The sequence below is a fragment of the Sinorhizobium sp. CCBAU 05631 genome (assembly GCF_002288505.1).
GTDB classification, from domain to species: Bacteria; Pseudomonadota; Alphaproteobacteria; order Rhizobiales; family Rhizobiaceae; genus Sinorhizobium; species Sinorhizobium fredii_C.
In genome coordinates, this window is record NZ_CP023063.1 from 3250423 (window position 1) to 3272004 (window position 21582).

The 21582-nt window shown below is 57.6% G+C and carries 20 protein-coding genes and 1 tRNA gene; 3 read left to right on the forward strand and 18 right to left on the reverse strand.

Annotated features, from left to right (window positions below):
• The first annotated feature begins 2 nt into the window (after positions 1-2).
• Complete coding sequence (locus SS05631_RS15860) at positions 3-1487, forward strand: hypothetical protein (protein ID WP_037417477.1); 1485 nt, start codon at positions 3-5, stop codon at positions 1485-1487.
• Positions 1488-1577: 90 nt separating this feature from the next.
• Here the strand turns inward: SS05631_RS15860 and SS05631_RS15865 are convergent, their stop codons facing one another.
• The 15 genes from SS05631_RS15865 to SS05631_RS32660 form a co-directional block, all read right to left on the reverse strand.
• The gene (locus SS05631_RS15865) at positions 1578-3215 is read right to left on the reverse strand and encodes an IS66 family transposase (RefSeq protein ID WP_037417480.1); all 1638 of its coding nucleotides are present in this window, start codon (positions 3213-3215) and stop codon (positions 1578-1580) included.
• 45 nt (positions 3216-3260) lie between these two features.
• The gene (gene tnpB / locus SS05631_RS15870; protein WP_037417484.1) at positions 3261-3608 is read right to left on the reverse strand and encodes an IS66 family insertion sequence element accessory protein TnpB; all 348 of its coding nucleotides are present in this window, start codon (positions 3606-3608) and stop codon (positions 3261-3263) included.
• Positions 3605-4000, reverse strand: coding sequence for a transposase (locus SS05631_RS15875; RefSeq protein ID WP_037417487.1), 396 nt, complete (start codon positions 3998-4000; stop codon positions 3605-3607). The genes tnpB and SS05631_RS15875 overlap by 4 nt, the downstream gene beginning before the upstream one ends.
• Before the next feature lie 183 nt (positions 4001-4183).
• Entirely contained in the window at positions 4184-4936 is a 753-nt protein-coding gene (locus SS05631_RS31065; RefSeq protein WP_157213168.1) for a hypothetical protein, read from the reverse strand.
• Positions 4937-5053: 117 nt separating this feature from the next.
• Positions 5054-6364, reverse strand: a complete 1311-nt coding sequence (locus tag SS05631_RS15880) for a caspase family protein (RefSeq protein WP_037417490.1) — start codon at positions 6362-6364, stop codon at positions 5054-5056.
• Complete coding sequence (locus SS05631_RS15885) at positions 6365-7048, reverse strand: M23 family metallopeptidase (protein ID WP_083853968.1); 684 nt, start codon at positions 7046-7048, stop codon at positions 6365-6367.
• Entirely contained in the window at positions 7045-7629 is a 585-nt protein-coding gene (locus SS05631_RS15890) for a hypothetical protein (protein WP_037417496.1), read from the reverse strand. The genes SS05631_RS15885 and SS05631_RS15890 overlap by 4 nt, the downstream gene beginning before the upstream one ends.
• A gap of 170 nt (positions 7630-7799) precedes the next feature.
• The gene (locus SS05631_RS15895) at positions 7800-8123 is read right to left on the reverse strand and encodes a hypothetical protein (RefSeq protein WP_037417501.1); all 324 of its coding nucleotides are present in this window, start codon (positions 8121-8123) and stop codon (positions 7800-7802) included.
• Between the two features lie 1852 nt (positions 8124-9975).
• Complete coding sequence (locus SS05631_RS15910) at positions 9976-10779, reverse strand: CHAP domain-containing protein (protein WP_157213169.1); 804 nt, start codon at positions 10777-10779, stop codon at positions 9976-9978.
• An 86-nt stretch (positions 10780-10865) separates the two neighbouring features.
• Positions 10866-12176: a trypsin-like serine protease gene (locus tag SS05631_RS31070; RefSeq protein ID WP_037417510.1), complete on the reverse strand. Its 1311-nt coding sequence runs from the start codon at positions 12174-12176 to the stop codon at positions 10866-10868.
• A 36-nt stretch (positions 12177-12212) separates the two neighbouring features.
• Positions 12213-12506, reverse strand: a complete 294-nt coding sequence (locus tag SS05631_RS15915) for a hypothetical protein (RefSeq protein ID WP_037417513.1) — start codon at positions 12504-12506, stop codon at positions 12213-12215.
• Positions 12507-12802: 296 nt separating this feature from the next.
• Positions 12803-13189, reverse strand: a complete 387-nt coding sequence (locus SS05631_RS15920; RefSeq protein WP_037417516.1) for a hypothetical protein — start codon at positions 13187-13189, stop codon at positions 12803-12805.
• Positions 13190-13259: 70 nt separating this feature from the next.
• Entirely contained in the window at positions 13260-15200 is a 1941-nt protein-coding gene (locus SS05631_RS15925; protein ID WP_037417519.1) for an AAA family ATPase, read from the reverse strand.
• Entirely contained in the window at positions 15193-15981 is a 789-nt protein-coding gene (locus tag SS05631_RS15930) for a metallophosphoesterase (protein ID WP_037417522.1), read from the reverse strand. The genes SS05631_RS15925 and SS05631_RS15930 overlap by 8 nt, the downstream gene beginning before the upstream one ends.
• Positions 15978-16364 carry a DUF6634 family protein gene (locus SS05631_RS32660; RefSeq protein WP_083853970.1) on the reverse strand — a complete coding sequence of 129 codons (387 nt, stop codon included), beginning with the start codon at positions 16362-16364 and terminating at the stop codon, positions 15978-15980. Before SS05631_RS32660 ends, SS05631_RS15930 begins: the two co-directional genes overlap by 4 nt.
• 23 nt (positions 16365-16387) lie before the next feature.
• Here SS05631_RS32660 and SS05631_RS15940 point away from each other — a divergent pair, with 23 nt between their 5' ends.
• Complete coding sequence (locus SS05631_RS15940) at positions 16388-17002, forward strand: XRE family transcriptional regulator (protein WP_244412146.1); 615 nt, start codon at positions 16388-16390, stop codon at positions 17000-17002.
• 336 nt (positions 17003-17338) lie between these two features.
• A tRNA-Arg gene (locus tag SS05631_RS31075) sits at positions 17339-17435 on the forward strand.
• Positions 17436-17569: 134 nt separating this feature from the next.
• Here SS05631_RS31075 and SS05631_RS15945 read toward each other — a convergent pair.
• The 3 genes from SS05631_RS15945 to SS05631_RS15955 all read right to left on the reverse strand — a co-directional run bounded on the left by SS05631_RS15945 (position 17570) and on the right by SS05631_RS15955 (position 21432).
• Complete coding sequence (locus tag SS05631_RS15945; protein ID WP_234819769.1) at positions 17570-18118, reverse strand: c-type cytochrome; 549 nt, start codon at positions 18116-18118, stop codon at positions 17570-17572.
• A gap of 26 nt (positions 18119-18144) precedes the next feature.
• A complete protein-coding gene (locus SS05631_RS15950) occupies positions 18145-18513 on the reverse strand; it encodes a hypothetical protein (protein WP_037417529.1) in 369 nt (122 codons plus the stop codon).
• Positions 18514-18648: 135 nt separating this feature from the next.
• On the reverse strand, positions 18649-21432 hold the full coding sequence (locus SS05631_RS15955; RefSeq protein ID WP_244412149.1) for a LuxR family transcriptional regulator: 2784 nt from the start codon (positions 21430-21432) through the stop codon (positions 18649-18651).
• Between the last annotated feature and the right edge of the window lie 150 nt (positions 21433-21582).

Sequence of the window (21582 nt, forward strand, 5' to 3'; positions counted from 1 at the left end):
GCATGGATAATCCAAATGTTTTTGCCTTCAGGCTAAAACCAAGCCGCATCGACCGAGTTGGTGAACTGCTTGCCGACAATCAAATCGCTGTCGGGTGGAGCAGAGCAGCGGACTTGCTTCAAAAGGCCGGAAGCAAGGAAGAATTTCGCTCCGTGCTGAACACCACATACCCCGACCTCTCTAAACGAGGTCGTCTAGGGCACGATACGAATCATGTTTGGCGTTTTATGCGGCTGATGAAGAAAGGAGATATCGTCATCGTACCTCACGGGAGGGCCATCCACTTTCTGGCCGTGGAGGGCGAGGTAACGCTTCATCCCAAGAAACTAAATACTGACACCGTCATAAGACGAGACGTTCGCTCTCTTTTCGACGGCAAAGCCCTGAGCCGTGTGTCACTACCGAGCAGATTGCGCAAGGCACTAACCTTTCGGGAAACCTCGCAGGATTTGACGTCCGTCAGAGATGAAGTCCTGGCGCTAATCGGCCCAAAGCTGATCGCCGACAGACCCTTAAAGGCCGTCGAAAGCAGCACGGGTACACACAAAGGCATCTCTCTCTGGCACAAGGCATTCAAAACCCTTGGAAGAACCGATCACGGTTACTCAGAGGAGATGCTCTGGATCGAAGACTTGGGCATCTGGCTGGCTGTTAAGGGATGGGAACGCGACGGAGAGCATCGCCATTGGAATGAGCTCGGAGACAAGCTCGGTAGCAGAACGACTCGAAATCTCATCGTCGAGGTAAATCCACCCGACGGTGGTAAACCAGGCCGTTGGCAAGGTTTGGTCGCCAAAGGATCAGATGGCGACATTTGGCTTCTGCACTCGGGTGAAATGAATGTGCACCGCAAGCGGGTCCAGCTTCGCGACCATTTGGCGGAAGGACAGTTGCCGCAGATGCTCGTTCGCTTCTCGGACGGCACATTGGAACCTTATTTCCCCGTGGCGCGCCTCAATGCCGATCCGTTGGGGGTCGTGCGCCAGACTAAGAAGTTCATGGATGTTTGTCTTCAGGTGCGGACGACAGAATCAGGGGCCGATCCGGCTTTCACCAAAGCGCAACGCAAAGCCCATCTTTTCGAAGAGTCGATCGGTCAGTCCTTCGTCCCGCCGCAGGACGCGAAGCTGATCGATCGTGAACATGCCGACGTATGGCATGCCCTTAGGAGGGGACTCGAGAAGAAGGGCTTCAAAGTTTCAAACGAGCGAGTTGGAGCACTTGGTCCTGACCTCTTCACGATAGAGCATGACACGCCCTATCTCTTCGAGATCAAGACCAGCGCCGGAGCATCAGACTACCTCAAGGCAGTGGGGCAGCTCATGGTGTACGAAAAGGCGTTAGGCCAACCACACCGAAAGTTCTTGGTCATCCCTCCGGACCTTCACAGCTTTGCCAGAACCATCTTGGGGAATTTGGAGATAAGCATCATTGAGTTCTCCAAGACCCAGAAACGATACTCGTTCAACTGGCCGCATGATCTCTAAGTTCGGCAAGCGAACAGGGGAGAGATGTTGGGACAAGCAGCAGCGATAGTTAGGCGGCTTGCGACGTAACCATCCGGCGAAGGCCGCAGATTAGGCCGCCTGATGTTTTAGGGACTTTGGTGCCACCCAGTTCCACGGGAGCAATTGCTCGAGCTTAGTGATCGGCGTGTCCGCGACACGAGCGAGAATGTCGGCAAGCCAGGCCTGCGGATCGACGTCATTGAGCTTGGCGCTCGTGATCAGCGTTGCCATGAAGGCGGCGCGATCAGCGCCACGATCGGAGCCGGCGAAGAGCCATGCCTTTCTGCCGAGGGCGAAGCCACGCAGCGCCCGTTCGGCGGCGTTGTTGGTTAGGCAAATCCGGCCGTCACCGAGGAAAGACGTGAAGCCCTCCCAGCGCTTCAGAATATAGTCGATCGGCTCGGCAACCGGAGAACTGCGCGACAGCTTTGCCCGCTCGGCCCGCAGCCACTCTTGGAGTTCTGTGGCGAGTGGCTGACTGTCGCGGCGACGTCGTTGCAGGCGTTCGTCGGCGGCCAGTCCGTTGATCTCACGCTCGATATCGAACAGGGCGTCGATGCGTTTGACCGCCTCGAGCGCGATTGGTGAGATCGGCGCGGCGTTCTTGCCGCGCTTCGCGTTGGTGGCGATATCGGCGAGCACGAAGAACTTGCGCCGCGAATGCGACCAGCACAGCGCCTGCGTCAGCGGACCGGGATCGCGATCCACCTTGAACAGCGGGTTGTAGCCGCCATAGGCGTCGGCCTGCAGAATGCCGGTAAAGGTCTTGAGATGACGCTCGGGATGCTCCTGCCGCCGGTCGCGCGAGGCATAGTAGAGTGCGGCCGGCGGTGATTGTCCGCCGAACGGCCGGTCATCCCTGACATAGGTCCAGATGCGACCGGTATCGGTCTTGCCCTTCGCCAGGATCGGCACGGTGGTGTCGTCACCATGCAGCCGTTCTGCGGCAAGCACATGCGCCTCGATCAGCGCATGCAGCGGCTTCAGCGCCGCGGCACAAGCCCCGACCTGGTCGGCCAGTGTCGACAGGCTGAGGTCGATGCCCTCGCGGGCATAGCGTTCGCTTTGCCGGTTCAGCGGCTGGTGCTGGGCGAACTTCTCGAACAGGATCATCGCCAAGAGATTCGGCCCGGCGAAGCCGCGCGGCGTCACATGGAAGGGCGCGGGCGGCTGGGTGATCTTCTCGCATTCGCGGCAGGAGAACTTCTCGCGCACCGTCTGGATCACCTTCCACTGACGCGGAATCACCTCCAGCGTCTCGGTGATGTCCTCGCCAAGCTTTGCCAGCTTGCCAGAACCGCAGCACGGGCAGCTCGCCGGCGCGGCGATGACGACGCGCTCGCGCGGCAGATGCTCGGGAAACGGCTTCCTGGACGGACGCTTGCGCTCGAAGGCCCTGACCGCCGAGGACCGTGCCGCCATCTCCGCCGCCAGTTCGTCTTCGCTGGCGTTGGCCTCCAGCTCCTCGAGCTGCAATTCCATCTGCTCGAGGAGCCGGGCCTTGCGCTCCGAGCGGCTGCCATGGATGTCGCGCTTCAGCTTCTCGATCTCGAGCCGGAGCCGGGCGATCAGCGCATCCGAGTGCGAGTTTACCGCCTGGGCGCGGGCGGCAAGCGCTTCCGCCTCACGGCGGGCCGCACGCTCGGCGAGGATCATCGCGTGCGCACTGGCAAGGTCGTCGGGAAGCTGATCGGCCGCATCGGTCATGGCGGGATGGAATCATATTCGCTCCCGCCAGACCAGCGGTTTTGCTCATCCCGCCGAGCTCGGACGCCAGGTTTTTTGCGGCATTCGCCAGTCGATGCCTTCGAGCAAATAACCGAGCTGCGCCGGCGTAATCATCACCGTGCCGTCGGCCGCTGACGGCCAGATGAAACGGCCGCGCTCCAGCTTCTTCGTGAACAGGCAGGCACCCTGGCCGTCGTGCCAGATCACCTTGATCAGGCCACCGCTCCGCCCCCTGAAGACGAAGAGATGGCCGCTCATCGGGTCGCGCTTCAACGTCTCCTGCACCATCAGCGACAGGCCGGGAAAGCCTCTCCGCATGTCGGTATAGCCCGTCGCCAGCCAGACCTTTACACCGCTCGGGATCGGGATCATCGCCGCTCCAGCACATCAAGAATCCGGCCGAGCGCATCGGTATCGATGTCACTCTCGACCCGGAGACGACGCCCACCGCCAAGCTCGATCGTGACGATGCTTGCCTTCTTGCGCGCCCGGCAGACCGGCGGCGGCTCGGCCGGGATCGCCGGCGCTGGCAGCGCTTCGACGACCTCCACCGGAACGAGTTGCGGGGCGGACGGCGCGGAGATTTGGCAGAGCTCCTTGCGCCAGCGGAAGAGCTGGCTCACATGGATGCCGGCCGAGTGAGCGATCTCTGAAACACTTGCGCCTGGCTCAAGCGTCGCCGCGACCAGCCGCTCCTTCTGTTCCCGAGACCAGCGCCGACGCCGCTCGACCGACGTAATGACCTCAATCTGATGCTTCGTCATAGGACTACTCCTAGTGTTTGCACTAGGACTTGCAGCCCTCAGCCTAACTCAGCAAGGCGGCCATCACCGGAGGGGTACCTTGCGACAATGACAAAAGTCGGCACCGGAACGATTCGTTGTCGGCGAACGCCAACTTCACCGTCGGACCGTCAGTGCGTACGGTTCAATGTCGGGAGCTGCGACTTAGAGCTTTTTCAACAGATTTGCGATCTGCGAATTATTCACGCCGCGCACAGGCTCGAAATCATAGTTTCCTCGTGCGTTGATATAAGCTTTTAGCACCTGGAATGAAAGAAAACACGGGGACCTCGGGCCAGCGCAGTTGGCAAGTGCTTCTTTCGAAAGGTCGATTGTTACATTCCCCCCCTTCGCGCCCGGAACTACCAACGACAGTTGCCCGCCACTGCTGTTCTTTGCACTGAGCTCTGCCTGATCGCTCGTGACCAGCCCTCGAACGAGGATATAGAGAAGACCTGAATTTTCCTGCACAGCACGGCTTAGCAGCCAGCTCGTGTCGACATCTTCATTCGCGCTTCTCTTTCTATTAATTTCATTTGAAATCAAAGTGATTGTCGATCTGTACTCTTCTCGACTACCATTCCGAACCTGAATGGAAACGTTGTCTCGTATCGCAGCAGAGGCATTAGCCTTGACCGCTGCATCCAACCCGGCGCTGAAGGATACCGAAGAAATATTAGATGCGACCAGGCTTGTTGGCGTTGTTCGACTGGACGGCTCAGCAGGGAAGGGAATCTCATCCAATCGCGTTAAGGTATTCGCCTTCGTATCCCAGATGAAAAGCTGCCCTACATTCAAAAGTCCACTGTTATAAACGCCCAAACTTGTGGATGCATAGTCAAAACTCGGTGTAATGGTATCTGATTTACACCCCGACATAAGTGATAGTACGCATATAGCAAACAAGACACGGATCATTCTGATCTCCAATTGATGCACTGGTCGTTCCAGCGCCGACTTCTGCGGATCAAATGGTCCCGAGCGATCGGCAGGGTGGCTTTTTACCTTGCGCGGTAAGATCAACGACACGCACTATCAGGTGGGTGAGTTTTCGAGAAGTTTTGGACATGACGTAAGTTGTTCGACTTGGGCTCGCGTTAGTGGCGCGCTGTCAAGTGGGGCCTTACCAGCCCCGTCCTTGGTCGATGACAGAATCTCGATTCGCCGCGGCTTTTCAGCGGGTTTCCGGAAGGTCACAATACGGCGGACCGGAACGCCGCCGTCGATGAGGGTGAGCGTGACCTGCTTTAGTGCCTCGATGGGAACATCTGGCGCGCACGCGACTGTATTCACGGGAAACTTGCCAGGTAGCAAAGCTCTGGTAACCACGTAGGGTATCTTCTTCTCATCTAACGCCGTGTACACGGACCTTCCGTCCTGTGTCTTCTGATAGTACAAGACCTCCACGCCCTTGAACGCCTCGTCAGCTTCCGGACGCGGTTCGCCAAGTCCGCGCAACGCGGAATTTCTCGGGCCTGAAGCCTCTGCCGCATAAGCTATTTTCGTTTGTGTCTCGCCTGGCACAAAAACCATGTCCCCCAGCTTCATATCGAATCTAGTATCGGTTCCGAACTGCGGATGCTGGTTCCCGATCGGGATCAGTGCGTCACGTATGAACGGTCCAAGTTCATTCGCGGTGACGATACTGTCGTCGTTATAATCAGCATCTCCACGGATGCCCGCCATAAATGCATCGGAAAAATCGTTACTATCCGGAACTTGCTCGCGGTACCCTCCCGCAGTCAGATACTGCCGTCCCTTGCGATCGATATCGTTGAGATACAATTCCGAAGTGGAGGGGGTGAGATTTCTTCTCACCAAAAACACCGAACCGGAGAAGCAGCTATCGAAGACGAAAAGTACATGCTTCGCCCCTGAGCGGCGGCCCCATCCCACGATCTCTTCCATGTTTATCAAGGACGCAATGAAGTTATCGGTACCCTCCGCTGGTGAATCGGTGGGCACAATGAAACCGACGGCGTCACCGTCGGACCAGCCATGACCCGCATAATAGACGAGGAGCCGCGAGTTGCTATCAAGTCTTTGCAGCAGGAAGCGACGCAAAGTCTGGGTCAAATCATTGCTCTTAGGGTCGAGCAATGTCTCGACAGTAAAGCCCTGTTCCTTCAATGCCGCAGCAATTCTTTGGACCTGTCCCTCAACCTTGGCAAGCGAGGGCCATCCTGCAGCGTCGTCATAACGCGCCGCGCCGATGACAAGCGCCCTGCTGTCCGAATACATGAGGTATGGACTAGGGTCAGCGTTGACGTAGGTCGGTTGAGCATGCGCGGCCGATCCTACAAGAGCCAACGCGACTAAGCACAAGGTGCTGACGAGCTTCATCATCTATGGATTCCCGTCGGCAAATGCCTTATGAGCGGCGACAAGGCTGGTATAGGGTGGGACAAAAGTCACGATCCTCCTACCATTCACCACTACTGCCTGCTTGATCTCAAAATGCAGATGAATGGTGGTTGGAGTTCCGCCGAAAAAATTCGAAACCTGACCGATTCTCTGCCCTCGTACGACGGAATCGAGGGTCTTCACGCGAAGATTGCTCATGTCTAGGTGAAGATATCGGAAAATAGCTCCGCTGCGCCCCTGTATTGTGACGCTGTAGCTCCCAATGTTCGTAACAATACCGTCCTCAGCAGCAACTGCCCAGTGAAGTCCAGCCTTACAAGTTCCAGGACGAATGTCCTGGCCTTGGTGGCCTTGCCCACTCGGGCACATTGGCGTAGCGCGACTCCGCTTCTCGCAAAAGTTGTCTCGCCAAGGGAAGCTATAATTCTTGGGATCGCATTGGCCGCCAGCTCCGCCGTTCATACCGCCCGGACGGTACACTTGCGAATTGGCATACGCCTTCCCATTCTCAATCGGAAAGCGCATACCAGGTCTAAAAATCGCGGAACTTCTGTACCCCTGACCACTGTTGCGCTCCAAATCTCCGGGCATCCCATAGTCGTTTGCCGAAGCCACGCTTGCGATGAGTGAAGCCAAACAAGCGCCTGTAAGCAGAAAAAGCTTCATTGTGGGGCCCCTCCAACTTGTACGAGACTTTCGGCGACGCTTTGAGCGAAGTCTTCCTTTAAGCATCGCTCATCGCCCTCAACGGTGCAGGTAAGCCGAAGCGTATAGGCGGCACCGAACTTTACGAAGCTGAAGTCCGCTTCCCTGGTCTTGGGTGGACTACCTTCTTCTGAGTCGTCATCCAACATGGAGAATTGCCCAGACTGGTAGTCCGGCAGTTCACCGGGCGCGTTGGCTTCGCCAGTAAGGGCTACCCCGCGCGCGGTTCCCATGATGCTCAAGGTCGCACCACCATCGAGTGGGTATACTGCGGCATAAGACTTATCTTGCGCTTTTAAACGAGGAGCAGCACGAACCGGACCAGTTCCGGTGACCAATACGGGTACGCCCACGGCATCCAGATTACCTGGCGAGGCGGCTCGGAACTTGTCGATTCCAGTCTTATCGGTCCGCAAATCCTCTGCGGCGGCCGCCTTAGCAGCGGGCCAGTCGACAACGAGGTCTTCCTCTTTCACTTCTTGGGAATAAGCATTTGCCGAATAGACTAAAAGAGCGGCTACTAGCCAATATTTCATAGCCATGCACGTCTCCCATCGTTGGAGAGTCTCGTACAATTGCAAAATTTCAGGTATTTCCCCAGTCTTCTCTAAAATAACCAATATTTACGACGAGCGCAACTTTAAAGTTGGAATGGAAACGGGCTCCACCTGATGATGTAGATGCCGGCTTTCCTTTACGGCCGGGAGGACGATCATCGTGCCTCGCTTTCCGCCCCGGCGGGCGTCTCCTCCAGATACACGGCGCTGGGCTGATCGGCCCCGTCGCCGCCTTGGAGGGCCAATCCATCACGTTTTTCCGATAGAATCGAGAACGCGTACAGGAGGCCGGCGAGCATCATACAGATAAAGCCGAAGGCCAATTTTCGGTACTGTCCGGGCACGCCTCGGTCGAGCTCGCTCTTCCAAAGGCGATCGACTAGGAACGACTGCGGGAGAATAAGTAACGCGACACCGAAAACGAACAAGAGTAGAGCAGTGCCGGCGGCAAAAGCCGACGTTTGAAGGAGGTCAGACATGATACCTACCAAAGCCCCACATTACAAAAAGCGTCAGGTAGCTGTATTTACTCGACGGCCTCAATGGCCATTAACAGGACGATTGCCGTGTATTATCCGTAAAAAAATCCCTACTATCAACGGCTGGAGCTTTGAACTTGCTCATGTGTGTCGGAACACTCCCCAAGTAAACGACAGCGGAGCGGTAACGGGATATCTTCGGGCTTCGTATCAGGTCCCACTCTGACCAATGACACCGCCGTCGGATTGTCTGCGCCATCGCCGGTTGCGCAGGAGCCAAGCGCCAGGACGACGAAGCCAGCAATGAACCACGCACCCAGCACTGGTTTGCGCAGATACATGATCATTCTCCAATGAAGGACGGGCACGGATACTTGGCTCCCTGGCACGCAAGGTGCGATATCAACCCATTCAGCCTAAATCCCGGAGGTTGGTCCGGACCCTCACCAAAGTCCCACTCAATGCGCACGCCGCAATCAGCAAGGTCTCTTAGCAATTGGTCCATTTTTTCCTTCTCGCTCATCTCAGTTTCCTGGGCGTAACAAATACCCGATGCCCGACGATCGCAAGAAACGTTCGAAAACATGGCAACCTCCCTTTGCCACTGAGTAAATCGCAAGTTCACGGATGCAATCTCCGGCGGTAGGCTGGCTATTTAGGGACTTCACGATCCGGTTGGCTCGGCTCGGTCCTCGTTCCCGGAGGTTGATCACAACCATCACCAACCTCGGCTGGTCGTTCGGAGCAGCGATCTTCAGGTGACATCGGTCTATCCTCTGATCGGCGACGCAGAGGCGGATTGTCCTTGTCTGCGGTCACTGCATCTGCTCGGGTGTCACGAAATCCTGGACTCGCACACAGGCGGCCAACTAATGAGCGCCCGGCACAATAGAATATATTCGACGTTTGTCCGCTCTCCATCGCACTGAGTCCTCCCTCAGGCATCCGAAATGCTACAGGCTGATCCCATCCGTCTCCACTCGACCAAACCTCCGCAATGGCTGTGGCGCAGGCCGCCAAGAGAACGAGCGCGAAAACGACGCATTTATAGAGCTGGTTGCCTCGCATATCCTACCTCAGGCGGCTCACCCAATGCTATTAGCTAGCAGCACTGTATGACGGCGTATTTCGCTAGCGCACACCTCGGCCTTGGCTCGTGTCGAAGGCTCTGACAGTTTTCTCTTCACTGACTATGGAGGGTGACACATTGAATATGCCAAGGCGGTCGCTGGTGCGTCCGACGGCTAGGGGCTGGCACGGATACGCTACTTCATCCACTTTTCCGCTGATGGACGCGCAAGGCTTGATACCAGCCGATCCAGTATCGATCGAGGAAGGTTGATCCTCGCCATCACCGGCGTTCCAATCCGGTAGAAAAGCCCTATTACTGATATGACTGAGAAGCTGATCAGGATAAGCCTTATCAGCTAGCCCTGCTTCCTGGGCGTTGCAAGTCCCGGCTGCCGCTATCAGGAATGCAATGCTAAGCAATGCGAGATGCGTTTCCACAGCATGGTCCTCTCCCTCGATGGCCGACCCGAGATGCTATTGGAAGTCAGCCGCGGCCGGGATACCTGCGGGCTGGTCGCAGCCGTCACCGGTCCCCGGGGTCTCCTCTAAACAACTATTAGCTGCTCCCCCGGTCATACCTATTCCGCTTGGCTGATCGCCACCGTCACCCCGACCCCCAGGAGGGGGTTCGGTTCTGGCACCGACGGCCCCTCCATCAGTCGCCGTAGCCGCCGTTTCGCCTGCAAGGCACGCGTTGGTGCCAAGAACAATGAATGTTATCAAGGCCATCAGCTGCCGCTTCATTGCTCTTCTCCCGGTTTAATAATTTTTCCCATAGTGGCTACAGCTTCATCTCAGGAATTCTGCGGTTACTTGCCCACATAAGCGACTCACTGGTCCGAGGAAATTTCGTCAGCGTCACCTCGCCCTTACTTGGTTTGTTTGTTTCGGGCAGATCGGCCCGTTGATTACCGCCAAGTACCCAAATGCTGTCGCCTTCCTCAGCAACGAAGAAACCGACGTGTCCAAAACCTTTGTTTCCGTCCTCCCCAATCTTCTTGAAAACGACTACATCACCAAGAACAGGACCGCCGTTATCGTACGCGTCTTCCCCATGCTCCCTGAAACTTCCGGAGAGGGCGCTAAAAGTGCCCTGTTTGCCAGCAGCATGCAGGCAGAAATTCACGAATGCCGTGCACCACGCGGTTTGGTCCCCTGACGAAGGGAGTGAGTTTGTCATCCCGAAAAAGCCAACGATTAAGGGGTTCGAGCGACTACTGTTCCACTCCGCTTTGTACCGCTCCTTCTCGTCATTCACCTCGGTGATCTGACTGAAATATGCAGCGTACGAAATGGGGTTTGTCGGATCAAACACCATGCCGGTATCGACCGTTGGAAACGTCCCATCGGCTGCCTTCCGGCCGCTCTTCACGATGATCTTTTCGCCCTTCATCTGCCTGCGAACGACCTCGAGCGGTGCGTCAAACATTAATCGCATCGCTTTCGCTACTTCGATGTGCCGCGCGGACCCTGTACCGACCTGCCCTACTGCCGTTGAGCCTCCCTGCGCTCCGCCAAAATCCGGGTCATCCGCCGGGCCAACGAAGTCCCTCATGAGGTCGAGCATCTGCGGGTTCGCGGCCATGGTATGCTCCGTCTGCGATCGAGCGGGGAACGTCACAGCTCCTCCGCCGAACATGCATGCCGCTAAGAGTGCCCGTCGTCTCATAGTCAGCTCCCTTTCTCGCAGATAACGAGCTGAGTTAATGGCTTTATGCCTTGGAATGGAGACGGCCCAATTGATATCGAAAGCGTTGTTTCCTTCGATGCTTCGCAAGAGTGAATCCCGAAAGTTTGCTCCTGTACACATTTCAAATCGCCGTTCTCAACCACTTGTGTAGGCGGCCTCTGATTTGGCTTTCCAGGATCGTGGAAATCGTAAGCCACAAGCGAAATGGCGCTTTTGGGAATCTTCAGTTTGATGCTTCCGGGACCAACCAACACCGAACTTCGACAAGTCCGCATGTGCTGCTCGTCGCTGTCGTCGCTTGGTTGCAAGCTGTTCAACCAGTCTGAATATCGACTGATGTCCACAAAGAAGGTCATTGCCTTAGCGGCAGCGACACATGGATTTTTCCCCTTGGGGCTTGGGTGCACGTAGCTTGTGACGCCAACCAATGTTGTGGCCTTCCCGTCCGCGCTCAGTTCAAACAACGGTGCGCCAGAGTCGCCATTACATGCCCCGGCATCTGCTAATTTTCCCTTGACAGCGACGGGATTGTATTCACCACAAAAGGTATCCAGTCCGGCACCCTCACCGCATTCTTCCCACGAAGTACTGAACTTGCCGTCCAGGTATTTAGCTATCTGCTTCGGTCCATCGTCATACGTGTTGTCAGCGACGTATCCGCTGTCTTCGGGAACAATTTTGAACGAGTGCACCCCGTAACCGACCGTGAAATGAAGACCACCTTCAGTTAGTTGTCCCATCTTCACCCCAGACATATCGGGGTCGTTAACCAAAGAGATTACTGCCAGGTCTGCATTCCGGGTGACACCTAACTTGGTTCCCAAGTGAAGAGGAACATAATCATCCATGATTTCCGCTTTTGAGTACGCATCAAATATTCCAACACCCGGGAATACAATCTTGAACTTCAACTCGCTCATTCGACGGCGGCAGGCTTGAGCATACGTCTCCTCCTCCAGCTTTGAGGAGAACAGTTCAACGGGGCAGGCGCAGTGCGCCGCAGTAAGAAATTTATCACTGCCAATGAGCGCCCCCGAGCAAGCCTCAGTGCGTTCACCAGGACCTTTTATCAATAACTTCCCAACATTGAAGAACTGGGAACCAGCAACAATAAAGCCACCACGGTTCCTTTTTGCTATCCAGTCTCGCTCATCTGCAGTGCTGTCGTCCAAGATCGAAATTTCGTGCACTTTCTCAAGAACAATCGGCGTCGAATTTTCCTGGGAATACGCAGTCGAGGTGGCGGCGCTCGCAGTCACCAGTGTCCCCGTTAAAAATCGGATGAGTGACATCGCCCTCCCCCAAGGAACGTTACACAGACAATGTTGCTAGAAGCGTAAGCCCCGTTCGAAATTGTCCAAACCTATAGCTTTCCGTTGATCGCATCCGTCACCGACAATGCACCCAACGTCATCATCACCGGATTTGGCGGCCTTTCCCTCCTCGGTGTTAAGTGATGATTTCTCTTTTTTGTGGGTTTCCAGCGCAGAGGGCGTTTTCGGAAAATCCTCGTCCTGAGCCAGTGCCTTGTCTTCCATTGGTATGAGCAGGGGAAGCATGCTCAGAAAAGAAGCAGCCGTTTTTCCGAGAAATGAGCCGATAAGTAGGTGGCGGAGCGACATGGCCCCCTCCCAACAAGGTTGAGTATCAACACTGCCACAACCGATGCTAAAATTCAATTATTAGTAATGTCTTTTGGACTCTCACTTGATGAGAGCCAGATCACTGTTGGGATTCGCTGCTTCGGCGACAAGGCGATAATCGAGGCCGAACGGCCGACGTAGTCGAAGTTGTTCGCTGCGGGCGGCTCGAAGCGGTTCGTCGACGGCATCCAACCGGAGCTCAGCTATGCAATGCCGGCTAGCCCGGCACGGACGATACGAGGACTGCCCCCGGGGAGCGATCACCCAGCGTTTCTTCAGTCCCGCAACTTCCATCGACGCAACGCCGCCTCCACCTCCCTTCGGACTGCCTCGCCATTTTCACCTGAAATGGCCTCCGCGACCATCCTCAGGATATCGGATGGGCTGCGGGGATCGTATCCCAGCGGATCATCCGGCATCCGCTGCAATGTGGATTTCGACACCTGAGATGCGCCCGGTGACGCCAAGTCTGCCGCGGCTTTGAGAACTTCCGCCGCTGGCCCTTTATTCCGGCGCGTTCCGGAAACGAGAATACGCTTCCCGGAAGGCTTGAATCCAATCTCGTCGAGGCCGGCCCCGAACGAGCCTTCGGCATGAACGCTGGGGCCGTTTCCGGCACGTCTGGCTTTCGGCTCTTTTGTGCCCCGACGCTTTCTCGGCATCTGCACTGCCTCCTCCTGGGAATGCGATCCAATCGATCTCGGACTACCTGCATCAACGCTTCGTCGGCATCTACGCCCCGATGCTGCGCGGTAGCTTCGCAAGGCTGACCGTCGGCCTACGGTGTCTTTCGACGATCTCTCTGACGTCGTCGCCAGACAACGATTTCGCCTGGATCAACCGGCCGGCAATCTCATCCAGGGCAGCACGCCTGTTCCTGATGATGTCCTTTGCCCGCTCGAACTCGTTAGCGATGATATCGTGCACTCTCCTCCGCAATTCGGGGTCGTTGGCGCGGAGGTACTCGAGGCGGCTCGGCGCGTTGTCCGAGACCACGAGCGTGTGTCCCATGCCAAGACCTGCCTCCAAGAGAGTCGCGGTTCTGGTCACGGCATTCAAGTCGGCATGATGGGAACCTGCCGCGCCGTCGAAGAATGCCTCAAACACCACGGTTTCGGCTGCGATTCCTCCCAAAGTTACGGCGATATCGTCCAGATATGCCGTCCTTGTCCTTCGCACGTGTCGCGGCATCGCATAGGTCGTCCCGCCGACCTGGTTGCCGTTCCCGAGCATAATGTGGCTGGCAAGCTTGACACTCACCAGTTCACCAAACCCGACTTCAATGGCGACAATGGCGTGCCCCGCTTCGTGAACGGCGACGGAATGAAGATACTCGGGCGGAAGCTCGGATGCCGGGCGCAATTCTCCGACGATGTGCGTGGCGGCAAAGTCCTCCCTGCGTCTTCGTGCCGATCGTTTTGCAGATCGAACGAGTTGTTCGATCTCCACTCCCGAGAAGCCTTCAGTTGCGACGGTAAATTGCTCGACGTGATTCGGATCGAGGTCGATGCCACTATGATATTTTAGAATTGACCGCCTGGCGTGATCGTCAGGAAGCGAGACTTCAAAATGCTGGCCAAGCCGGCCCGGACGGCGGATTGCCGGGTCGAGTTGTTGCGGGTTATTGCACGCCGAAACGACGATCACCCCTTTGCGCCGATTGAAACCGTCCAACAATTCGAGAAAACCAGCGATTACGCCTCGCAGGTAACCGCGGCTGCGGTCACGCTCGCTTCTATCTCCGAACGTGTCCACCTCGTCGACGAACAGGATTGATGGAGCCTTTGCTTTGGCTTCGTCAAACGATGCACGCATTGCCTTCAAATGCTCGTCGAGCGCACCAGCCGACTGCCAGGCCGAAACAGAACCGTAAATCAGGGGAACGCCGCAGGTTTTTGCCAGCGCACCGGCGAACATTGTTTTCCCCGTACCCGGCGGCCCCGAAATCAAGACCCCGGAATCCACTTCCTCCCACTGGATTCGCCCTGCCTTGTAATCCGCCAGATCGAGCGCAAGATCGCGCCCCCATTCGAGAAGCGGTCCGAACCCGTGCATCTCGTCGAGCGTTGGCCCCTCCGGCTCTTCGTATATGGAGGTAGAAGTATCAGTGATCCGCCGATGTTGCCGCAGCCGCTCGATCGCAAGCGTCGGCTGACGACGTGACTGAAAAGCCTGATCCAGGCGAGACCAAGTCTCCGACAGCAAAATTCCGACGTCCCTTTCGGTCACGGGCATACCGAAACGCCGAAGTGCTGCCTCCGCCTGCCTTCTGGTGCGAGGCGGTACACTCACGACGACGTCTGCAAGAAGCCACGCTTCGGTGTCAAGTTGCTGACCGGGCTCTGCGAAAAATATTGCCTGCTGTTTTTCCAGTGCCTCGATTTGGTCCCTCTGGCGAACTCGGGCGAGATCATCCCAAAAGCGGATGCATGGACTGTAGTCCCTCCTGTCCCAGGTTCCCATGAGGAAGATTTCCGCGGCCTGAGAATAAATGGGCAGGTAACAGTCTTCCTGAATTTGCAAGATAGCGATGAACTTCGAGCGCGGCCTGTTCCAAGGCCGAAGCGCGGCAGCAATCTGGCAATAGGCCAAGAAAACCGGGAGGGTTAAAGGTGGATTCGCGATCGGCCTTGCCCAGGGTCCGCGAATTTTTTTGTCGGAACGCCTAGTCATCGCAGCGTTCTCCCAGGTCGATTACTAGACCCGGATCGAAATCGGGGACCGGTTCATCGGGATAGCCACGTGGGTTGCAGATCACCCGGGTGTCGATGATGGAGTAGTCGCTTCGGTTGTGTAGATGACCATGCACCCACGCGACCGGCTGGTATTTGGCGATGTCCGGCTCGAGATTTGAGACGAAGCTCGGAGTCAGCGGAGCGCCGACGAATTCAGGAGCAAGAGAAAAGATACTGGGCGCGTGGTGCGTTACGACGACCGTCGGGCCAACGTATGGCTCATCGAGGGTGCACCGGATAAAGTGCTTGTCCATGTGATTGAAGCCGCTTGCATGGCCTGACGTGAACCGTTGAAACGGCTCCTTCGAAACCTTGATTTTGCGATAGTCGTTCAGTTCGTTCTGCGCGCTACGCATCGCCCAAGTCATGTTGCCGTAAAGGTTGAAGTCGCTCCACAGCGTCGCGCCGACGAACCGATAGCCTCCGAGAGTGACCGCACGGCGGCTTAACACGTGGACGTTGGGGTAGCCCTCTGAAGCGGTGTCCAGCGCCGCTTTCAGTCCCTCGACGATAGAACTGCGGTAGTACTCGTGATTGCCGGGGACCAGAATTACCGGCATCGACCGGGAAACGTGTTCGCCTAAGTAGCGGACGGTCCTTGCAGGTCCTCCATCGCAGATGTCCCCGGCACAGATGCAGATATCGGCCTCAGGAACTTCCAGGGGAGCGACCTTCTCGTCAAACTCGGTGTGAAGGTCTGAAAAAATCCACGCTCTCATGACCGCCTCGGGTATCGTGTGTTCCAGTAGTCGGGATCAACGCGAGTACCCAGCCGATACCAACGCGACATAGTTCGCGCGATCCCGCGTTCGGAATCGAAATAGAAGAGCTCGCTGGACAACGCAGGCCTTCCATCGCCTATTGAAGGGTGACCCAACGTGCGTCCCATCAAACACGGAACAGGCCGTTGTGCGATCGCCCAGCTGTTGATCGCCACCGCTGGCAGCGCTTCGACGTCGTCGGAGATACTCTCAAGATCGTCAGCGAGGCACCTCAATGTATGAACCAGAGACGCCCTAGACATGCCGAACCACGCGTGAATTTCCGAATCACTTTCGTGCACTTTTACCTCTCGCTGCTTTCGTACCCTATAGGGCACCATATCAGCGTTATAACGATATTTTCGTGCTTTTGAAGACCCCAAAACGACTTGTTGACATTCTTTTTCCCGACCGATTTCTCGGAGAAATGAGGACTCCCGCCCCCGCCGAATGTCTCCGGGTAGCACGCGCGCTTTTGAAACTCTCCCAGCACGACGTCGCTGCGGGAGCTGAAATCACTCGAAGGTCGCTGGCGGCGGCGGAAAGCAACAAACCCGTTTTTCCCGACACCAATCTGCAGCTAGTGGACTTCTATGTTGCCCGGGGAATCGAGTTTCTTGGCGAAACCAAGATCGGAAGAGAGACCCTTCGCGCTGGAGCCCGATGGGCTGCACCGAATGATCCCCAGGCCAGCCAAGAGACTAAAAGCTCCTTCCGAGCCGAAGATCAGCCGCTCTCGTTTCGGGCGGCGCGAGCACTGCTCGAAAAGGAGCAGGCCGATATTGCAATGGAAGTTGGGCTGCCCCTCGCAACCATTCAAAGCCTGGAACGCGGCAGGAAAACCGCGGACGCCTACGAGAAAGTGCACCGCTGGTTCGAAAAAGCGGGAGTAGAGTTCACCGGTTGGGGTGATGTGGTTACCGGAAAATATTACGGTGTCGGCGTCAGATGGAAGACATCCCACAACGAGCAAGAGTAGACCGGTATCTGATATACTAGCTGGATGTCGTCTGGGATTCTCTAACGAAGAACAATAACCTTCATCGCCTATTCGGCCCGAGCCAAACCCTCGCATTGAGCAGTACGCAAAAGTTCAGACGAAATTTTTCGAAAATTGAATCCGCCGTTGGCGGATACTTTTTTTCTTTTGGCCACTCGTGCCTGTCCCTGTAAAGGCACGCTCACTAACGCTCGCTCTACGGCCTTGACAGGGCCATTCTCTCGTAGCGTCTGCTTGGGAACAGCAGGGCCAAGTCTGGCCCTGCTGCCCAAACTACAACTGACACCCCGAACAGAGCCCAGTGCAAGGGTCTGCGGCCGTCGGTAAATACCAGTAATTACGCCATCGCCCCTAAATGAGCATCAGATTCCTAATCTGGGGGTCGCGCGTTCGAATCGCGCCGGGATCACCATTTGAATTGAATCCCAATAATCACCTAAGCGCAGAACGTGTCTGATCGGGTGACTCCCGAAGGTCCTTTTGCGCCAGCGCTCTTGAGAACGCTTCGCCCTCCGGAAATCAAGCTTCTACGTTGTCGAAGCGGCTCTACGGCTCCAGTCTCTTTGGCCGCCCCCGGCCGAGTGCGCCGTCGGCGCGGGCCTGCAGATAGGCGTAAATGTCGTCGATATAAGGCGCGAAATTGGGGTCGTCGGCGAACCCTTTCATGAATGAGTTTTCGCTGCTGCTCTGGCCGTCGCGAACAACGCGCCTGAAGTTCTCGATATCGAGCGGCCGGTCGACAAGAGAGGACGCAATGGTCGAGCCCACTCCATCGGGGCCGTGGCAATGGTTGCACCCGCCATGATAACGTCGGTAACCATTGTAGGTCCGCGCATCGGCCATGCCATCGACAACTTTATAGAGCTTGTCGGCCGCGGCGTCCTGCGAAAATCCCCCGGAACCGAGCGCGAAGCCACAGGCGAGGGCGAATAGAACCAGGTGCTGCGGTTGCAATGGACGCCTCTTCCACAGGAAGGCGTTTAGGAGGCGATCGGCCGCGTGTACGATGGTCGACGTCCCGAATTCGCATTCCTGCGGTGGTGAGGGGGCGGGCTGCTGGGCCGGCATCTCCTGAGTGAAGCGCGCACGAATCACCCGAGATATCTTTGACCCAAAAAGAGTCACTCCTTGAGTACGGCGCTGGTTGCGACGCTGTCGATCAGATTGCCGCTGGGCTCCTGCACGTGGAGAATTTCGCCCTCGCGTATGATCTCGAAGTCGGCAGACGGCTGGCCGATGGCTTGCGGCACAGAGATCATCAGCCGCTCCCCCGGTCCGAGTGTGGACACGAAGCGTATCGGCTGCGCTTCCGCTCCAGAGGCCAAAGTCGCAACCACCCGATAGCCGTCTTTCTCGACCGTGTAATACACCGCACCATCGAAAAGACCGAGATGAACGCTGTGGCCATTTCCCGGCGCCAGTTCTGACGCGACGGCAACCCCTGTCATGGCGAGTAAGGCCATTGCGCATGCGGTAGAACATCTGGTCATCGTTTCTCCTCCTCCGCAATAGACTGTCTGGGCAGTCTTTTCCCATCATCGGAGCCTATGCGTGCAGCCGCCAAGTCACATCGGTACCGGCCCCCAATTTGCCGGGCGCCGGTTCCCTAAATTTCGCGAGCTTGCCTAGTTTTCGACAGTTTGCAGGGCGTCGGCGGTTGACAGGAGCCATGGCTCGCCGCGCAGGCGCAGGAGCACTTCCATCCGGTTGGCGGCGTTGAATTTGCCAAGCACGGCCGAGACCTGATGCTCGATCGTGCGCGGAGAGCGTGACAGACGCTGGGCGGCTTCCTTGTTGCTCATGCCCGCCGCGATCAAGGCGAGCACTTGTTGTTCGTGCCGCGTCAGCCCGAGCGGGTGACGGCGGGCGGTCCCGTATGGCCCCCTGCGGCTCTTCGGCAATTGGCCCGCAATACCTAAGCGCTGCGCCTGCTTCCGCGCCAGCGCCGCAGCGGGACGCGCCCCCAACGACTCGAACATCGTGACGGCGCGAGCCAGTGCCGGCCCAGTACCGCCTCCGCGAACCTGCATCAGGGCGAGCGCCGCTTCATAGGGAAGCCCGAGGCGATCCCATTCGGCTGCCGCCGCCAAGGGATCGCCGCGGAGTTCGGCAGAGCGCGGCAAGGGAATCTGTACCTTCGACTCCGGCAGCGGCGTGGCCATACCGCATCGCTGCCACCAGACCGCCAGTTCGCCGAAGTCCCAGCTACGGAAATTGTCGAGATCCATTGCCGCGACGGCAGTCAACTGCTCGTGACCAGCACTGTGATCTTCGGCAAGCCAGGCCGCTTCGGCCAGCGCCAGGCGGACTGGCACGATACGCTGGGGCTCTCCCGTCGCCAATCCCTCATGGAGGGCCTGCTGGAGAAGCGCCAAACCACCGGGCTCGCCCAGCCGCACACGCACAGTTCCGAGCACGGTAAGCGCCGGCAAGTGCATGACCATCGGCAGGCGTACCAGATTCATGACGCCCTGCGCAATGGTCTCAGCTTCGCGAAAACGGCCCTGCTCCATCCGAAGCTGCGCTTGTCGACCGAGCAGGTATTGCGCTGCCGAATCGAGATCGTGCCTGCTGGCGAATGCGATGCCTTCGGCCAACAGGCGTTCGGCCAGGACAAAGTCCTTGGACACGACCGCGCATTCCGCGAAGTTGGTGTAGGCTCGCGCCGCATGGTCGTGGAACTCGTGCTCGAGCGCCAGTGCCAGGCTTTCCTCAAGCCGCTCGCGGCCGCCTGGGCGGGCGGCGAAAAGGAGCGCGGTGCCGACATTGTTCAAAGCGTGAACGCGCGTTTCGATCTCACCCAATCGGTCGGCGAGTGCGATCGCCCGCATCCCCCAATCTATCGCTTCGTCGAAGCGATAGTGGAGCATATGAAGTTGAGAGCGTGTGCTATAGGCCATCGCCAGTTCCGAGCCGGGCGGCAGCTTTTCCATTTCGCGCACCGCCTGCTCTGCGTAGTCCTCTGCCGGCTGGCCTTCGCCGCGGCGCCAGTGCAGCCGCGATAGCCTGCACAGGTTGGGACCGATCCTGTCGATGCGTCCGAGTTCGCGCCAGATCGCGATGGCACGATGGTGCGCCTCGATCACCGGTTCGTAGACGAGGAGCGTCAGTCCGGCCTCGTAAGCCCAGTCCTCGTAAAGCCGTGCGGTCAGCTCCGGTGCCGCCCGCGCAACGTATCTGAGAGCCATCGCCAAATGAGAGGCCGCCTCTCGGTGGGCGCCCAGACGCGCCGCATGCGCTGCGGCTTGCGGCGCGAGTTCGAGAACGCGTGCCCCATCATCGGCTCCAGCCGCGTGGTGTACCCGGCGTGAAAGCAGGGTAGATGCTTGTGTCGTGAGGACTTGCGACAGCGCTGTCTCCACCTTTGCATGGAGTGACCTCTGAAGGGTCGGTGCCAGCCGGTCGAGCGTCGCCTGCCGGGCAAGCTCATGTCGAAACGTCACGTCCCCTTGGTTGTCTCGCCGCAACAGTCCGCGCGCCACGCACTGGTCAACCAGTGCCTCGGCCTCGACACCGAGCAGAGCCCGGGTAAGGGAAGGCTCCACGCTGCCTGGCACTATGCTGATCACTTCAAGTACTTCACGCTCACCCGCTGTCAGCCGCGACAGGCGCGCCCAGACCGCATCGCGTATCGAATCCGGTACGCGCCCAGGCTCGGTCGCGCCGCTTGCCAAAAGTTCGGTGACGAAAAAGGGATTGCCCTCCGTAATGCGATAGAGATCAGCGGCGCAGCGGCCCGCCTGCTCAGCCAGTATGGCCACTGCTGCGGGAGACAGCGGTTCAAGCACTATGCGCGTGACTGACGCGGACGGAAGATCGCCGAGCACGTGCGTCAGGGGATGATCGGCGCCGATTTCATCGCTGCGCAGACTGAGTACCAGCACGGTGGGGAGCAACGAGATGCGGCGACCAAGATATCTCACAAGGTCCAGCGTCGCGTTGTCGGCCCAGTGTACATCCTCGAAGATGAGTATGATCGCACTACTGGCGTGCTGGAGCACATTCAATAACGCCGGAAAGAGGCGCTCTGGCGGAGCCGCCTGATCGAGCAGTGCTGCCACGCGCGGGTCAAACGATTGCCCCATGTCCTGCAAAGGTCCGAGCGGACACGGCGTGAAAAGCGCCTCGCACCAGCCCCATAACACCCGGCAGTCTTTATCCACCTGCTCGGCGAACTCGCGCAGGAGAGAACTCTTGCCGATCCCGGCTTCGCCTTCCAGCAGCACTGTGCTGCCCCGACCGACCGCCGCACTCCGTATTGCGGCCAGCAAAGCCTCGAGTGGACCCTCTCGATCGAGCAGCATCGCGAATTCCCCTTCGGGAGTATAGCAAACAACGATGAGGTTTGTGCGCGTTGAAGGCCGCATTCCGACAAATAAATCGGTATGGCTTTTCGTATTGTCTTCCAAATGGCGAGTAATCCTCTTGTGGTTGCTCCAGCGCTACGTCGAAACCATGCCGCGAATGCAGTGGCCGAGCAGTTCTTCTACAAGGAAATCGGTCCCATAGCTCCGCGCGTCCTATCAGACGCGTAAGGGTCGCTGCAGCACTTTGGCCCG

Bases quoted from the DNA above. Each gene is read 5' to 3' on its own strand.
- SS05631_RS32660 (WP_083853970.1), bottom strand. From the start codon at position 16,364: ATGGTGCCCTATAGGGTACGAAAGCAGCGAGAGGTAAAAGTGCACGAA.
- SS05631_RS15925 (WP_037417519.1), bottom strand. From the start codon at position 15,200: ATGACTAGGCGTTCCGACAAAAAAATTCGCGGACCCTGGGCAAGGCCG.
- SS05631_RS15915 (WP_037417513.1), bottom strand. From the start codon at position 12,506: ATGTCGCTCCGCCACCTACTTATCGGCTCATTTCTCGGAAAAACGGCT.
- SS05631_RS15875 (WP_037417487.1), bottom strand. From the start codon at position 4,000: ATGACGAAGCATCAGATTGAGGTCATTACGTCGGTCGAGCGGCGTCGG.
- SS05631_RS31065 (WP_157213168.1), bottom strand. From the start codon at position 4,936: ATGATCCGTGTCTTGTTTGCTATATGCGTACTATCACTTATGTCGGGG.
- SS05631_RS15910 (WP_157213169.1), bottom strand. From the start codon at position 10,779: ATGGCCGCGAACCCGCAGATGCTCGACCTCATGAGGGACTTCGTTGGC.
- SS05631_RS15885 (WP_083853968.1), bottom strand. From the start codon at position 7,048: ATGAAGCTTTTTCTGCTTACAGGCGCTTGTTTGGCTTCACTCATCGCA.
- SS05631_RS15880 (WP_037417490.1), bottom strand. From the start codon at position 6,364: ATGATGAAGCTCGTCAGCACCTTGTGCTTAGTCGCGTTGGCTCTTGTA.
- SS05631_RS15895 (WP_037417501.1), bottom strand. From the start codon at position 8,123: ATGTCTGACCTCCTTCAAACGTCGGCTTTTGCCGCCGGCACTGCTCTA.
- SS05631_RS15890 (WP_037417496.1), bottom strand. From the start codon at position 7,629: ATGGCTATGAAATATTGGCTAGTAGCCGCTCTTTTAGTCTATTCGGCA.
- SS05631_RS15930 (WP_037417522.1), bottom strand. From the start codon at position 15,981: ATGAGAGCGTGGATTTTTTCAGACCTTCACACCGAGTTTGACGAGAAG.
- SS05631_RS31070 (WP_037417510.1), bottom strand. From the start codon at position 12,176: ATGTCACTCATCCGATTTTTAACGGGGACACTGGTGACTGCGAGCGCC.
- SS05631_RS15950 (WP_037417529.1), bottom strand. From the start codon at position 18,513: ATGACCAGATGTTCTACCGCATGCGCAATGGCCTTACTCGCCATGACA.
- tnpB (WP_037417484.1), bottom strand. From the start codon at position 3,608: ATGATCCCGATCCCGAGCGGTGTAAAGGTCTGGCTGGCGACGGGCTAT.
- SS05631_RS15860 (WP_037417477.1), top strand. From the start codon at position 3: ATGGATAATCCAAATGTTTTTGCCTTCAGGCTAAAACCAAGCCGCATC.
- SS05631_RS15920 (WP_037417516.1), bottom strand. From the start codon at position 13,189: ATGCCGAGAAAGCGTCGGGGCACAAAAGAGCCGAAAGCCAGACGTGCC.
- SS05631_RS15865 (WP_037417480.1), bottom strand. From the start codon at position 3,215: ATGACCGATGCGGCCGATCAGCTTCCCGACGACCTTGCCAGTGCGCAC.